Raw genomic sequence first — 14,107 nt, 5'->3', positions numbered from 1 at the left:
CTTATTTGCCTCAAAAACCTTCACTTGATATTTATCCCAAAGACTTGCCTGCCCTTCCTCCTGCCGTTTTTTAATTCATCGAACTCACGTTAATTTACCTAGTTCCGCGTCGCACTGCTTCTATAGAAATTTTACCAATTCGCTTCCGCACCGTTGCTCGACATGATTGGCAACCAAATTATAGTGTTATTTTAAAACACGGAGATATAGAATCTCATACAACAATGTTAGTAGATTCTGGTGCTGAATTAAGTTTAATTTCATTGAAAGTTGGTCAAGATTTAGGCTATGCTTTGGCTGATTCAGAATCAACTTTGTTGGCAGAAACTATAGGTGGCAGAGTTGAGTACGTTTTACGTAACGTCGAAATGACAATTGATGAACACAATTTTATTACTCCTGTAGCATGGTTACAAACCAACACAGGTGGAGAACAATTGCTTTTAGGGCGAGAAGTTGTATTTGACAAATTTAATATTGAATTTAGGCAAGCTGAGGAGCAAATTATTTTTACATGGCGTGAAAATTTGAAGTCATAAAAAAGCGGACTTCTTCAGGAATCTGGCTCACTAGCTTAAGGGTTCAATCAACCCACGTTTGACAGCTTCGCTTAACGCAGTGGCTTTTCTTAAAAGTCCTTCTTGATAGACCTGCATCAGGGTTTGTAACTCTGAGCGATCGCCTTCAGTAAGAGTCCCTGACTGTTGGCGATCGAGCAGTTCGCTTAACCGAGTATCCTGTTCTGGTTCCATTTCCAGTTCGGTCAGCGCCAAGACTTGTTCATCAGAAAGCACAGAGACAGGCTCAAGATGGCTAATGTCCTCGCTGACGGGCGGAATTGAAAGTTGAATGGTATCTACTAAAATGCTGGTGACATCACGATTTGCCAACCGTGCAAAGCGTTCTGCGCGTTGGTAAATATCGTCTGGTAGGGTAATGATGATTTGGGTACTCATAGCTCTTGTAAATACTTCTCTCTATTCTCACTTGCAATTAGTAATTATGTGTTTCAGGGTAACAAAAACTGAAGAATGTAATTTAGGACATTGAGCAGAAAACCGTCGCTTTCTGGTTTTTTTGGATTTACAGCTATTTTCAGGTAAATAGCTGTAAGTCAAGTTTAGTGAGAAATAAATTCAAAATTTTCAAGGTTTTATATTATGTCCGGCAAATCACCCTTAATATGTCATTGCGAGTGGAACGAAGTGAAACGAAGCAATTGCAAGGTTTTTGGGATTGCTTCCTTCGGTTGCAATGACGGTTGTTTGAACGGACATGATATTAGTCCTACTGTTTGGGAAAAATAACTTAGTGAGTAACTTTTGATCACTAGGCAGAAATAAAAATTATGAAGTTAAATCTAAATTATAGGGATATGCCAGTTTTATCCTACATTCATCGGAGAGAACTGCCATCAGCACCTGGAATTTATTATGTGGGTAATCATGATTGCCCAGTTATGTATATCGGTCTTGCACATAACTTGAAAAAGCGGCACTTAACCCATCATCGCCAAGTACAGTTTGACAAAATTCAAAATGCTGTCATATATTATCGTGTTTTAGCAAAGGATGTATTAACTAAAATCTCAAATTTGAGAGAGGTTCTAATGAGGTTGGAAAAGCAGTCTATAAGTTACTACAAGCCACCTCTCAATTACACACCCGTACTAAAATCAATTTATCTTCAAGGTAAGAAGGGAGTGATTCTCCGTTTTAGATAAAATGAATCATAAACAAAATCGGGGCTGAGAAATACATCTCAGTCCCGATAAAAAAGCGGGCTAACCGCTATTTATATAGTTAACCCGTGCAGCTTTGGGAACGCGCAGAGAAATTGTTATTGCAATACCAACTTCACATTGGCGTTTTGTAGACCGCGCTGTTTCACTTCAGCCAAAGTTTTGTTAACGGCATACTTTTGGTTGATTGAGTTGATCAACTCGGTTTGGTTGTGCTTCTTAGCAACGCCCCACAGGTCAGCGATTAGGTCAAAAGAACCATCGCCATTGCGAGACCAGCCGAGGTCATATTCGCCTTCCAACACAGCAACGATGTCAGAACGGACACGCTGACCGTTATAACCACGGACATCAGCTTCAGTCTTTACGCTGATACCGAGGTCGCGCAAGGAAGCCTTGAGGATTTCGGCATCGGTGATTTTGGTACGCAGGGTGCTAAAGTGAGACATTTGGGTTTCCTCCAATGAGAAGATTGAGAAAAACGACAACGGTTTGTTTTGGGCGAAGCCGCGCTTAACAGAATGCGGCTTTTCTTATAACTGCTAGCATCTTCTGCTAGCCTTTCCCCCTGGGATGGCAGAGGAAAGCTTTTAAAACTCCATTCGCTGATATTCAGCTACGGAGGATGCTGCGGGGCGTGCGCGCTGTCTGGCCCAATCTCTCAGAGCCGTTACTTGTTCTTGCATCGTTCGAGACAGCGGCAATGTTGCCTTCAGTGCAGCAATAATATCTAATTGGGTGAACTCCCGATCTTGGGCAAAAGCTTCATACATTGCCGCAACGATCGCTTGCTCTATTTCTGCCCCAGAAAAGCCATCAGACATCTTGGCTAATTGCTCAAGATCAAATCGAGAGATGTCTTCACGGCGCTTGGTCAGATGAATATTGAAAATCTGCTGCCGTTCTTCCGGTGTTGGCAGATCGACAAAGAAAATTTCATCAAAGCGTCCTTTCCTCAAGAACTCGCCAGGTAAGCGTTCTACTCTATTGGCTGTTGCCATCACAAACACTGGTGATTTCTTATCTTGCATCCAGGTGAGGAAAGAGCCGAAGATTCTACTTGAAGTCCCTCCATCAGAATCAGAGGAACCTCCACTACCAGCGAAAGATTTATCTAATTCATCGATAAACAAAATCGCTGGGGAAATAGATTCTGCTGTTTTCAGGGCGTTCCGCAGATTTGCTTCACTTCGTCCCACCATTGAGCCGTCGTAGACTCGCCCCATATCCAACCGCAACAGTGGTAAACCCCAGAGGCGGGAAGTAGTTTTGGCAATTAATGACTTACCGCAACCGGGAACTCCTAAAATTAACATCCCCTTTGGTTGAGGCAAACCATACTCTCTCGCCCTTTCTGTAAAAGCGTTAGAGCGTTGCTTGAGCCATCTTTTTAACTCTTCTAAACCACCTACAGCATCAATAGTTTCATCTTCTTCAATGTATTCTAAGATGCCATTGCGCCGAATTAGTTGCTTTTTCTCAGATAAAACGATGTCTACTTCATCTTCTGTTAAACGCTCTTTAGTTACCTGTGCCTTACGGTAGACTTTCTCAGCTTCATCTTTAGTTAGACCTAAAGCAGCTCTGAGGAGTTTTTCTCTGGCTTCTGTTGTCAGTCTCCGACCACGATTTTGCTCTATATGGTGAGTTAAGACTTTATTCAACTCAGCCATATCTGGCAATGTAAAGTCGAGAACAACAACTTCCTTTTCCAGTTCTATAGGTACTTGTTGCATCGGAGACATCAAAACGATGTTCTTTTGCATACCTTTGAAACTAGCGATCGCATCACGTAACGATCTGTTAGTTGCAGGCGCATCTATAAAGGGATGTAAATCTTTAAGAATAAATATACTTGGTTCTTTCTGCCGGATGATCCACTCAATTGCCGCCTCTGGAGACACAGTATTATGTTGGGTAACATTCCGGGGCTGACCATACTCAACAATTCCGTGTGTTACTGTCCAAACAAATACTCGGCGCTGGGGCTTTAACGACTGGGCGATTGTAGAAATTGCTTGCTCGGCCCGCTCTTCCTCGGAGGTAACAAGGTAGATTAAAGGGTATTGAGCTTGAATTAGGATCTTGAGCTCTTCGTTCATACTTCGACCTACTTGAGACCTTATAGAGACAGTAGAGACATTGCTTCTGGTAAAGACAACCGAATCATGAATATCTATCTAGCAAGGAACTAATTCTTCCTCACCCTTGGGATTGGTTTCATCTTCATCCATCTCATTAAGAGAAAGACGTTCTTGACCAACTACTCCTGGTTGATTGCCTAAAGCAACCAGTTCCCCATCACGTAAGACAAGTGAGCTATCACAAGTTGGACATGAATAAACTCTATGAGTCCGCCCATAAGAAGAATCTTCTAACTCGTCAACCAATTCTTGATTGGATAGGTAAAAACCAAGGGCACGTTCGGCAAGTTCTGACATTGGCTCGGAATCGACTGCTGAACGAATCTTCAGTTTTCTGTGCAACTCTGGCGATAAATACAAAGTGACCTTTTGCTTAGTTTGCGTTTGCATATAACTCTTTAACGGTCTTACCCGGGTATGTATATCAAGTTATCGGTTCTTTTATTGGTTGTCAAGACGGTAAAACGTTTTAACGCTAATTTCGTTACATTTTTTTACAAATGGAAAATAAAATGCTGTTTATTGAGTGATTGATTGCTCAATACAAAGCTCTCAGAATTAATTTTTGATGAGAATTAGTGATCGCTAAACCAACGATTGTCTAACGTGGCTTACTTTTTAATTCTTTGGAGCGTTATCAAGTCGGTGATATGGTATTCATCCTTGTTTATCCAAATTTGCGCGTGGATGCGAAATACCACATCCGAATCTGGTAAGCCAAAAATACCAATATCTAGGGGTTTTCGGTCGTTTAGCTTACTGATGCAAACTATAGAAAGATTTAGCGAGAGAGATTTGGCGGAAATTGCAAATATGTGTTTGTTTGGAAGTGAAAAAGCTCTAAATTTAGCCGATTTGTCTGAGATACACTGTCTATAGTTTGTGTGATAAAGCACTTTCTCTGAGCTTCTTCTACCAAGATTTCAAAAGAGAATGGTAAATATCATGAATATTATTGAATTTTTAATCAGCGCTCTTTCGGTGCATTTCCCGATTCTTGGCAAAATGTGTGATGTAAATGGCTACTGCTAATAAAATCTGTGGTTTGGGGCGAAGAATTTATTGGTTTGCCGCCAGCGTTAGCGGAGTCATTGCCCTGTTAGTAATGTTGTCGGGTTGTACTGCAAATGATTTTAACGCCAAAGCGATCGCCTGGAAAACCTATAGCAACTCCCGTTATGGTTTTGAATTTCCATATCCAAGTAACTGGACTTCATTAGCAGCATCAGAAAATGGTGATGGAATTGCGTTTATTTCACCACAAGATAACTCAGTGGAAATTCGCGGGTGGGCAAGTCATCAGCTACCAAACGATCAAGAGTCCATGAAAAAGATAAAATCCAACTTTCAGACTGCTCAAGGAGTATCTGGGGTGCTGGTCGTAGAAGTCGATCGACAAGCAGGTTCGATGACACTGACGCTAACTCAGAGTCAAGTGAAATACCATTTACAGGGACGGAGCAAGAGCCAAGAATTTCAAAATTACTATCGTTTGTTTTATTACATTGCCCAGCAGTATCAAATTTCAAAGTTTTAATAGGGCATTGGTTATTAATTCTTCTCCCCCTGCCTCCCCTGCCTCCCCTGCTCCCCCTGCTCCCCCTGCTCCCCCTGCTCCTTCATCTTCCCACTCCCCCCAAAATCCACATCTCCCCCAGAATAATGATTAAGAGGGTACACAAACCTGATAGATTTAGCTATCAGCGAGTAAAAACTGGTGAAGATGAAAGTCCTGGTTATTGGTGGTGATGGATATTGCGGTTGGGCAACTGCTCTTTACCTTTCCAATCGAGGTTATGAAGTTGGAATTTTAGATAGTTTGGTGCGGCGGCATTGGGATAATGAACTTGGTGTCGAAACTCTCACTCCGATCGCACTAATTCAACAACGTCTCCAGCGCTGGCAAGATTTGACAGGTAAATCTATCGACTTGTTCATCGGCGATATTACGAATTACGAATTTCTCCAGAAAACATTACATCAATTTCAGCCAAATGCTTTGGTGCATTTTGGCGAACAGCGTTCGGCCCCATTTTCCATGATTGACCGAGAACATGCAGTTGTTACCCAAGTCAATAATGTAGTTGGGACGTTGAACTTGCTGTACGCCATGCGGGAAGATTTCCCCGACTGTCATTTGGTGAAGCTGGGGACGATGGGCGAATACGGTACACCCAACATTGATATCGAAGAAGGGTATATCACCATTGAACACAATGGACGCAAGGATACCCTACCTTATCCCAAACAACCCGGTTCAATGTACCATTTAAGCAAAGTCCATGATAGTCATAACATCCACTTTGCTTGCCGGATTTGGGGATTGCGGGCAACAGATTTAAATCAGGGTGTAGTTTATGGCGTCTTAACCGAAGAAACGGGGATGGACGAACTATTAATTAATCGACTGGATTATGATGGTGTGTTTGGTACAGCACTGAACCGCTTTTGTATTCAAGCAGCAATTGGACACCCGTTAACTGTCTATGGTAAAGGTGGACAAACCCGCGGATTTTTAGATATTCGGGATACAGTAAGATGTATGGAATTAGCGATCGCTAATCCTGCACAGCCAGGCGAATTCCGCGTATTTAACCAATTTACCGAACAATTCAGCGTTGGCGACTTGGCATTGATGGTGAAAAAAGCTGGTAACGCTATGGGATTGAATGTAGAAATCAATCACCTAGATAATCCCAGAGTCGAGAAAGAAGAACATTACTTCAACGCTAAAAACACTAAATTGCTGGATTTAGGTTTACAGCCTCACTTGCTCTCTGATTCTTTACTCGATTCTCTGTTAAACTTTGCCATTAAGTATCAAAAGCGAGTCGATCACAAACAAATTCTGCCCAAAGTCTCTTGGCACAGAAATTAGGGTAAACTCTGCGTGCGGCTGATAACAGAACCTTATTTAACTCAAGTCAGTAATTGGCCGAAAAATGGTCGTCATATTTTAGCACAATATGACGACCATTCAATTGTTGTTTATCAGGCTTATCGTCTAGCTATTGGTGACTTCGCCGCTACCTACGGTTATTTTGGTGGTGAGTTTAGTTTTGACCGTATGAGTTGGATAAAACCTAATTTCCTCTGGATGATGTACCGTTCTGGATGGGGTACAAAAACTGGGCAAGAGGTAGTATTAGCTATTTGGATTAAGCGTTCGGCTTTCGATCAAATTTTAGCGGCGGCTGTTCATTCCAGCTACGTTCCAGAACTTTATCCCAATCAAAGTGCATGGCAAAGAGCATTGAAGCAATCACAAGTCCGCCTACAATGGGACCCAGACCATCACCCAAATGGGACAAAATTAGAACGACGCGCTATTCAGTTAGGGTTACGCGGTGAAGTGCTAGCTACTTATGCCAAAGATTGGATTGTGAACATTGAGAAGATCTCGGACTTTGTACAAAAACAGCGGCAAAACATTAAGTCTGACTGTGCAGAGTTGATTACACCACGCGAGAGAGTCTATTCTGTGTTTGATACCGAAATGCAAGCAAAGCTGAGATTATCTGCCTGGACTGAATAGTTTTTTATGAGAATTGCCCTATTTACCGAAACCTTTTTACCCAAGGTTGACGGCATTGTAACGCGCCTGCGCCATACTGTTGATCATCTACAGCGCAGTGGTAATCAAGTGCTGGTAATTGCCCCTGATGGAGGCATCACAGAACATAAAGGCGCTAAAGTTTACGGTGTTACTGGCTTTCCTCTGCCATTGTATCCAGAATTGAAAATGGCATTACCCCGCCCAGCCATTGGTTACGCTTTAGAAGAGTTCAAGCCAGATGTTATTCATGTTGTGAATCCAGCAGTTTTGGGTTTGTCTGGCATATTTTATAGCAAAATCCTCAAAATACCTTTAGTAGCGTCTTACCATACGCATTTACCCCAATATCTCCAACATTACGGTTTGAGGATGTTGGAAAATTTTCTTTGGGAACTGCTCAAAGGCGCTCATAATCAAGCAGCTTTAAATCTGTGTACCTCCACAGCAATGATAGAGGAACTGACAGTACACGGTATTGAACGTGTAGATTTGTGGCAGCGCGGGGTGGATACTGAATTATTTCACCCCGATTTAGCTAGTGTAGAAATGCGATCGCGCTTATCACAAAATCATCCAGAAAGTCCATTGCTACTTTACGTTGGGCGACTTTCGGCTGAAAAAGAAATTGAGCGTATCAAACCAATCTTAGAAGCAATTCCCCAAGCGCGGTTGGCATTGGTTGGAGATGGGCCGCACCGTCAAGCATTGCAAAAACACTTTGCTGGCACAAACACTTATTTTGTTGGCTATCTTATGGGGCAAGAGTTAGGTTCTGCCTTTGCGAGTGCTGATGCCTTCATCTTTCCTTCCCGTACAGAAACACTAGGCTTAGTACTACTAGAAGCGATGGCTGCTGGCTGTCCTGTGGTAGCAGCCCGTTCTGGGGGGATTCCTGATATTGTGACAGATGGGGTAAATGGATATCTTTTTGAGCCAACAGCAGATGTTCAAGGGGCATTAGCTGCTACTGTTCGCCTCTTAGAACAAAAACAACAACGAGATATCATCCGCCAAAATGCTCGTCAGGAAGCAGAAAGTTGGGGTTGGGCAGCTGCCACCAAGCAGCTACAAGATTACTATCAAAAGGTGATATTTTCTGAACAGTTGGCAAAATAAGGGAGAAATCAATTCAAAATTCAAAATTCAAAATTCAAAATTCAAAATTAAAGAACTTCTGCCTCCTGCCTCATGCCCCATGCCCAAAATCTAAAATATAAAATTTCCATGACTAAAACAGACTTATGATACAGACCAAGTAAATTTATTTATTTATGGAGAAGAAAAAAATATAGTGTCGCCAAAGGCGAACGCAGAAGAAAAATACGGCGTCCGTTGACTTGCCTTTAAATGTATTTATGGAGATTATTAATTTTGAATTTTGAATTTTGAATTTTGAATTCGGAGCAAAGCGACGTGACACTCCCCAACCCTGGCAGCGTCTTGGCTACATTAACTGAACTTACTCAAGTTAATCGTACTCACGCCTTACTGCGACGTGTTAAAGACCTATCTGTTAATGAATTTGTTTGCTTACTCGACTTTATAACTGCTGAGTTCCAGCAATTTCTTAGAGCTATTGAACTGATCAATAATGAAGCTCTAGAAACTATGTTGGAGAAAGTATTAGAAGCTATCACACTCAAAATTGGTCAAATTCTCCAAGCAGAACATACAGCCATTTTTTTAGTTGATTATGACAAAGGTCAACTGTGGTCAAAAGTTCCTCAAGATAATACTCTAAAATTCTTAGAAATTCGTACTCCCATTACAGTGGGTATCCCCGGTCATGTTGCTAGTACAGGTCAATATTTAAATATATCTGAAACTTATACTCATCCCCTATTTAGCCCAGAACTTGAAAAACAAATGGGCTACAAAATCTATAATATTTTATGTATGCCTGTTATCAGTAGCAAAAACCAGACTGTAGCGGTAGTGCAACTAGCTAATAAAACTGGGAATGTTCCGTTTAATCATGATGATGAAGAACGTTTTCGAGACTTTGCTGCTTCGATTGGTATTATTTTGGAAAGCTGCCAATCTTTTTATGTAGCGGCTCGTAATCAAAGAGGCGCAACGGCTTTGTTGCGGGCAACTCAAACACTAGGGCAAAGTTTAGATTTAGAAGCAACTTTGCAGATAGTCATGGAACAAGCTCGAATTTTAATGCAAGCAGACCGGAGCACACTATTTTTATATCGTAAAGAGCTAAACGAACTCTGGACAAAAGTTGCAGCGGCAGCAGATGGCACAAACTTGATAGAAATTCGCATTCCCGCTAATCGTGGCATTGCTGGATATGTAGCTTCCACTGGTGAAGCCTTAAATATTTCCGATGCTTATAAAGACCCCCGTTTTGACCCGACTACAGATAAAAAAACTGGTTATATAACTCGTAATATCCTGTGTTTACCAGTATTTAATTCTGCAAATGAATTAATTGGTGTTACACAATTAATCAATAAACAACAAAGCAGCTTTACCGCTTCTGATGAAGAGTTTATGCGGGCTTTTAATAATCAGGCAGGAATTGCCTTAGAAAATGCTCGGCTTTTTGAAAATGTACTATTAGAAAAACAGTATCAAAAAGATATTTTACAAAGTCTGTCAGATGCTGTGATTTCTACAGATATGGCAGGACAGATTGTCACAATTAATGATGCAGCCTTAGAGTTACTGGGTTGTCCGATAGGAGATGCTAATAGTAAGAACAACAAGCTTTTGTGGGAACAAAATTTGATTGGTCGCCTAGTTTGGGAAGTTGTGCCAATTGAAAATCTCCAAATGCGACTAGAAGATAGTCTAAAAACTGGAGCTAAACATTATGTGCCAGAGCAAAGTTTGATGCTGGGACTTTACCAAGTGCTAAGTGAAAATCAGGACGGACTAAACGCTCCGCTACCGTTAACTGGACTTAGGAATCAGCACTCAATTTTAGCAGGGCGCGATCGCACTAACCCCGATACTTTTATTCCCTGGAATCAACCTTTGACTCCCCAATCTAAGTTTCTCACTTCTGATCAAGTACAAATATTAGAGCGCAATATTAATCTTACTGTTAATCCCCTAACTAACCCAGAAGGCGGTGTACGCGGTGGTTTAGTGGTCTTAGAAGACATTACTCAGGAAAAACGGATGAAAACTACCATGTCCCGCTACCTGACGCCCCATGTAGCTGAACAAGTTATGGCACTGGGGGAAGATGCTTTAATGGTAGGCGAACGGAAGGAAGTAACTATTTTATTTTCTGATATCCGAGGCTACACAACACTTACAGAAAATCTCGGTGCAGCTGAGGTAGTATTGCTGCTCAATCAGTATTTTGAAACGATGGTGGAGGCGGTTTTTAACCATGAAGGTACTCTCGATAAATTTATTGGTGATGCCTTAATGGCGGTATTTGGTGCGCCGCTACCATTGACAGAAAATCATGCTTGGAGGGCTGTGCAGTCAGCGTTAGATATGAGACGTCGCTTAGAGGAATTTAACCAGCGACGAATTATCCAGGCACAGCCACAAATTCGTATTGGCATTGGGATTAGTTCTGGAGATGTGGTTTCGGGTAATATTGGCTCTCGCAAACGAATGGATTACACCGTTATTGGAGATGGTGTAAATTTAAGTTCGCGCTTGGAAGCGGTAACTAAGGATTACGGTTGTGATATTATTTTAAGTGAATTTACTTACCAATTGTGCAGCGATCGCATTTGGGTGCGCCAGTTAGATAAAATCCGAGTCAAAGGGAAACACCAGGCAGTTAATATCTACGAGTTAATTGGCGATCACAATACTCCCTTAGATGCCAACACTCAAGAGTTTTTATTTCATTATCATACTGGACGCAATGCTTATTTATCGCGCAATTTCCCACAAGCGATCGCTTGTTTCGAGTCTGCCAAATCTATCCAACCCCAAGACCAAGCTGTTGATATCCACCTAGAGCGTGCGCGTAATTATCAACAAACGCCGCCTCCAGAGTCCTGGGATGGTGTCTGGACAATGTTTACTAAGTAGTCATTTGTCATTTGTCATTAGTTATTCTCCTCCTGCCCCCTGCCTCATTGCCCATTCAACCTTGAGTCTCTCCCTGGTCATCCTGAAACGGACTTTCGCCAATTCCTAGCTCTTTTTTAGAGCGTTTCAATTGTTTCCACAGATCCTTTATTTGTTCGTAAGCTGCACCTGGAGGCACTTTTCCAGCTGTTTCTAAGTTGCAAATGTAACTTACCCGTTGAGCAAATTCCTGTAGATTTGCATTAAAAACTAAGTTTTCTGGCTTTACCTGACCGTAGTAGCGACCGCGAGGGTAGAGAAAATCATCCTTGTTCACTATTTTTTTCTCCATTTATTCAATTCGCCTTGTGTTTGGGGTTCTGAAGCTAGAATTACTAGCTAATTTAATCTTTCTTTTGTCAGATTGGGGTAAATCAGATCATTCAACTCCTTTTCCAATTATTGATGCAGGAATTGGTTGATTCAGATTTTGCTACTAGAGGATGAAGCTTGAAATATTTGGTGTTGTAAATATTACAAAGAAATTTTCCATTACAGTAACTAGAGAGATTATTTGATTTTACTCTTGGTTATTAATTTATCTCATCTTAATTTATGAAATTCAAATTATAATTAGCTTCAGTCCAAAGCTTGAGGTACACATTATTAAAACATAGCAGTATATCTTTGTAACTTTTCCTTTTAAACTAATTAAATTTCTGATAGTAAAACTACTTAGGTAAACATACTATATATAAAAGCTAATTGTCCTCTGTTAAAAGTTAGAGATTTAGTTTTAAATTTTTGGTAACTGGTTATTAAGCAGCGATTAAGAAGAGGAAATTAAGCTAGGAATTGATTATTAATTATTTTATCCTGCTCCTGCTTCCTCTTAAATAGTCACCAATAGCTAATAGTTAATAACTAAAGATAAAATGGTGAAGCCTCAAAGGACAATTGTTGTCCATCGCCTAAAACATTACCTGCCACCATGTCTGTTAATTCTAAGTTATACGAAGGCAAAGCGAAAATTCTTTATACAACGGACGATCCAGAAGTCTTGTTGGCTGATTTTAAGGACGATGCCACGGCGTTTAACGCCCAAAAACGTGGCAACATCGAAGGTAAAGGAAAAATTAATTGTAGCATTTCCAGTCAGCTTTTTAAACAGTTGGAAGCTTATGGTATAAAGACTCACTTTATCGACAGCCCTGCCCCGAATCAAATGCGGGTGAGGGCTGTAAAGATTTTACCCTTAGAAGTAGTGATCAGAAATATTGCTGCTGGCAGTCTGTGTCAGCAAACAGGATTACCAGTGGGTACAATTCTGAACCAGCCTTTGGTAGAGTTTTATTACAAAAACGATCAATTAGGAGATCCTTTGTTAACACGCGATCGCTTGTACCTGCTAGAACTAGCGACTGCGGAACAAGTAGATGCAATTACACATCTAGCATTGCAAATCAATGAATTTCTCAATAACTTTTGGCAGCAGTGTGGCATTACCCTAGTAGACTTCAAACTAGAGTTTGGTTTGGACTCACAACAGCAGTTGCTCTTAGCAGATGAAATTAGCCCCGACACCTGCCGTTTGTGGGATACCGCAGAAAAGGACACAAATCGGCGAGTAATGGACAAAGATCGCTTTCGCCGAGACTTAGGAAATGTAGAGGATGCCTACCAGGAGGTTTTACAAAGAGTGCTAAAAGCAGTAGAAACTATAAGTTAACCAAGTAAAAACCAAAAGGTGAGAAGGAATTATATTTAACTTTTGCCTTTTGCCTTTTGCCTTGTAAAGTAAAAAAGCAAAAGAAAAAAATTATGTTTTGAGTTTTACCTTGAGCATAAGGGCATTATTGCCTTGTGATGGTGTGTGTGGTCGTGAAGAGGAATATAAGTAAAATGCGTTTATCTCCCGTATTGCTGGCAGCAGTAGCAATTGCAGCCCCTTTGGGTGGCTCATTGAGTGCGAATGCAGAAACCGCCAACAATTCCAAACAGTCAACAGAAGTTTTGACACTAGAAAAAAATCGACACTCAGAAAAGGACACTGATCAGGTTAACTCTAGTAAAAGTCTAGAATCTCAACCTAAATCTATAGCAACTATAGAGGCAGAGCGTCTAGAATCCCGCGTCGTCGCAATTTACCCTGCCAACCCAGCAGCAAGCGCGACCTCAAAGGTAATTGTGCCAACCTCCAAAACGCCAACAACTGCACAAACCCCTGAAATCAATCCTAGCCCTACTCAACAGCCGTCTCCGGCTCCAGACATTCCACCGCCAGAAATTCAACAACCAACGCCTTCTCCAACTCCTGAGACCACTCCAGTTCCAGAAAATGTAAATCCACCGACAACAGAACCTTTATTACCCACAACTCCAGAACCATCAACTACTCCAGATATTCCCCCCCCAGTTAATCAACAAAGAACACCTACCTTATTCCCAGGCGCTACTCCCAGTCCGCAGAATGTTAATCCACCGACAACTCCGGGGAATACTCCATTCCCAGGCGCTACTCCCAGTCCGCAGAATGTTAATCCACCGACAACTCCGGGCAATACTCCATTCCCAGGCGCTACTCCCAGTCCGCAGAATAATAATCCACCGACAACTCCGGGCAATACTCCATTCCCAGGCACTACTCCCAGTCCGCAGAATAATAATCCACCG

The 14,107-nt window shown here is 41.5% G+C and carries 13 protein-coding genes and 1 pseudogene; 9 read left to right on the top strand and 5 right to left on the bottom strand.

What is annotated here, in order from left to right:
- Nucleotides 1–224 precede the first annotated feature (224 nt).
- Complete coding sequence (locus V7K56_RS34670; RefSeq protein ID WP_334918318.1) at nucleotides 225–539, top strand: retropepsin-like aspartic protease; 315 nt, start codon at nucleotides 225–227, stop codon at nucleotides 537–539.
- Between the two features lie 30 nt (nucleotides 540–569).
- Here V7K56_RS34670 and V7K56_RS34665 read toward each other — a convergent pair whose 3' ends face one another.
- A complete protein-coding gene (locus V7K56_RS34665; protein WP_334918316.1) occupies nucleotides 570–956 on the bottom strand; it encodes a hypothetical protein in 387 nt (128 codons plus the stop codon).
- 392 nt (nucleotides 957–1,348) lie between these two features.
- Between V7K56_RS34665 and V7K56_RS37385 the strand changes: the two genes are divergently transcribed.
- Complete coding sequence (locus V7K56_RS37385) at nucleotides 1,349–1,723, top strand: GIY-YIG nuclease family protein (protein ID WP_442940369.1); 375 nt, start codon at nucleotides 1,349–1,351, stop codon at nucleotides 1,721–1,723.
- Nucleotides 1,724–1,839: 116 nt separating this feature from the next.
- Here the strand turns inward: V7K56_RS37385 and V7K56_RS34660 are convergent, their stop codons facing one another.
- The 3 genes from V7K56_RS34660 to V7K56_RS34650 all read right to left on the bottom strand — a co-directional run bounded on the left by V7K56_RS34660 (nucleotide 1,840) and on the right by V7K56_RS34650 (nucleotide 4,275).
- Nucleotides 1,840–2,190, bottom strand: a complete 351-nt coding sequence (locus V7K56_RS34660) for a DUF1257 domain-containing protein (protein ID WP_094350625.1) — start codon at nucleotides 2,188–2,190, stop codon at nucleotides 1,840–1,842.
- A gap of 141 nt (nucleotides 2,191–2,331) precedes the next feature.
- Nucleotides 2,332–3,843, bottom strand: a complete 1,512-nt coding sequence (gene ycf46 / locus V7K56_RS34655) for a stress-responsive protein Ycf46 (RefSeq protein ID WP_322693425.1) — start codon at nucleotides 3,841–3,843, stop codon at nucleotides 2,332–2,334.
- Between the two features lie 78 nt (nucleotides 3,844–3,921).
- Nucleotides 3,922–4,275, bottom strand: a complete 354-nt coding sequence (locus V7K56_RS34650) for a hypothetical protein (protein WP_334918311.1) — start codon at nucleotides 4,273–4,275, stop codon at nucleotides 3,922–3,924.
- A 628-nt stretch (nucleotides 4,276–4,903) separates the two neighbouring features.
- On the opposite strand from V7K56_RS34650, the gene V7K56_RS34645 reads away from it, so the two are divergent.
- From V7K56_RS34645 to V7K56_RS34625, 5 genes are all read left to right on the top strand, one after another.
- Nucleotides 4,904–5,422: a hypothetical protein gene (locus V7K56_RS34645; protein ID WP_334918309.1), complete on the top strand. Its 519-nt coding sequence runs from the start codon at nucleotides 4,904–4,906 to the stop codon at nucleotides 5,420–5,422.
- Between the two features lie 186 nt (nucleotides 5,423–5,608).
- Entirely contained in the window at nucleotides 5,609–6,763 is a 1,155-nt protein-coding gene (locus tag V7K56_RS34640; protein ID WP_334918307.1) for an NAD-dependent epimerase/dehydratase family protein, read from the top strand.
- Nucleotides 6,764–6,775: 12 nt separating this feature from the next.
- Nucleotides 6,776–7,420 (top strand): DUF4291 domain-containing protein, encoded by a 645-nt coding sequence (locus tag V7K56_RS34635; protein ID WP_334918305.1) that lies wholly within the window; start codon nucleotides 6,776–6,778, stop codon nucleotides 7,418–7,420.
- A 6-nt stretch (nucleotides 7,421–7,426) separates the two neighbouring features.
- Nucleotides 7,427–8,557 (top strand): glycosyltransferase family 4 protein, encoded by a 1,131-nt coding sequence (locus tag V7K56_RS34630; protein ID WP_334918303.1) that lies wholly within the window; start codon nucleotides 7,427–7,429, stop codon nucleotides 8,555–8,557.
- A gap of 297 nt (nucleotides 8,558–8,854) precedes the next feature.
- Nucleotides 8,855–11,455, top strand: coding sequence for a GAF domain-containing protein (locus V7K56_RS34625; RefSeq protein WP_334918301.1), 2,601 nt, complete (start codon nucleotides 8,855–8,857; stop codon nucleotides 11,453–11,455).
- A 55-nt stretch (nucleotides 11,456–11,510) separates the two neighbouring features.
- Here the strand turns inward: V7K56_RS34625 and V7K56_RS34620 are convergent, their stop codons facing one another.
- Nucleotides 11,511–11,786 carry a DUF7219 family protein gene (locus V7K56_RS34620; RefSeq protein ID WP_334918299.1) on the bottom strand — a complete coding sequence of 92 codons (276 nt, stop codon included), beginning with the start codon at nucleotides 11,784–11,786 and terminating at the stop codon, nucleotides 11,511–11,513.
- Between the two features lie 639 nt (nucleotides 11,787–12,425).
- Here V7K56_RS34620 and purC point away from each other — a divergent pair.
- Both purC and V7K56_RS34610 read left to right on the top strand, forming a co-directional pair.
- A complete protein-coding gene (gene purC / locus V7K56_RS34615) occupies nucleotides 12,426–13,163 on the top strand; it encodes a phosphoribosylaminoimidazolesuccinocarboxamide synthase (protein ID WP_334918297.1) in 738 nt (245 codons plus the stop codon).
- Nucleotides 13,164–13,336: 173 nt separating this feature from the next.
- Nucleotides 13,337–14,107: pseudogene (locus tag V7K56_RS34610) on the top strand (hypothetical protein); the annotation flags it as partial.

Source organism: Nostoc sp., from assembly GCF_036917535.1.
In the GTDB taxonomy this organism is placed as follows: domain Bacteria; phylum Cyanobacteriota; class Cyanobacteriia; order Cyanobacteriales; family Nostocaceae; genus Nostoc.
The sequence above is the reverse complement of the archived record's forward strand: the minus strand, read 5'-3'. Positions and strand labels throughout refer to the sequence as shown.

Bases quoted from the DNA above. Each gene is read 5' to 3' on its own strand.
- V7K56_RS34670 (WP_334918318.1), top strand. From the start codon at position 225: ATGTTAGTAGATTCTGGTGCTGAATTAAGTTTAATTTCATTGAAAGTT.
- V7K56_RS34665 (WP_334918316.1), bottom strand. From the start codon at position 956: ATGAGTACCCAAATCATCATTACCCTACCAGACGATATTTACCAACGC.
- V7K56_RS37385 (WP_442940369.1), top strand. From the start codon at position 1,349: ATGAAGTTAAATCTAAATTATAGGGATATGCCAGTTTTATCCTACATT.
- V7K56_RS34660 (WP_094350625.1), bottom strand. From the start codon at position 2,190: ATGTCTCACTTTAGCACCCTGCGTACCAAAATCACCGATGCCGAAATC.
- ycf46 (WP_322693425.1), bottom strand. From the start codon at position 3,843: ATGAACGAAGAGCTCAAGATCCTAATTCAAGCTCAATACCCTTTAATC.
- V7K56_RS34650 (WP_334918311.1), bottom strand. From the start codon at position 4,275: ATGCAAACGCAAACTAAGCAAAAGGTCACTTTGTATTTATCGCCAGAG.
- V7K56_RS34645 (WP_334918309.1), top strand. From the start codon at position 4,904: ATGGCTACTGCTAATAAAATCTGTGGTTTGGGGCGAAGAATTTATTGG.
- V7K56_RS34640 (WP_334918307.1), top strand. From the start codon at position 5,609: ATGAAAGTCCTGGTTATTGGTGGTGATGGATATTGCGGTTGGGCAACT.
- V7K56_RS34630 (WP_334918303.1), top strand. From the start codon at position 7,427: ATGAGAATTGCCCTATTTACCGAAACCTTTTTACCCAAGGTTGACGGC.
- V7K56_RS34620 (WP_334918299.1), bottom strand. From the start codon at position 11,786: ATGGAGAAAAAAATAGTGAACAAGGATGATTTTCTCTACCCTCGCGGT.
- purC (WP_334918297.1), top strand. From the start codon at position 12,426: ATGTCTGTTAATTCTAAGTTATACGAAGGCAAAGCGAAAATTCTTTAT.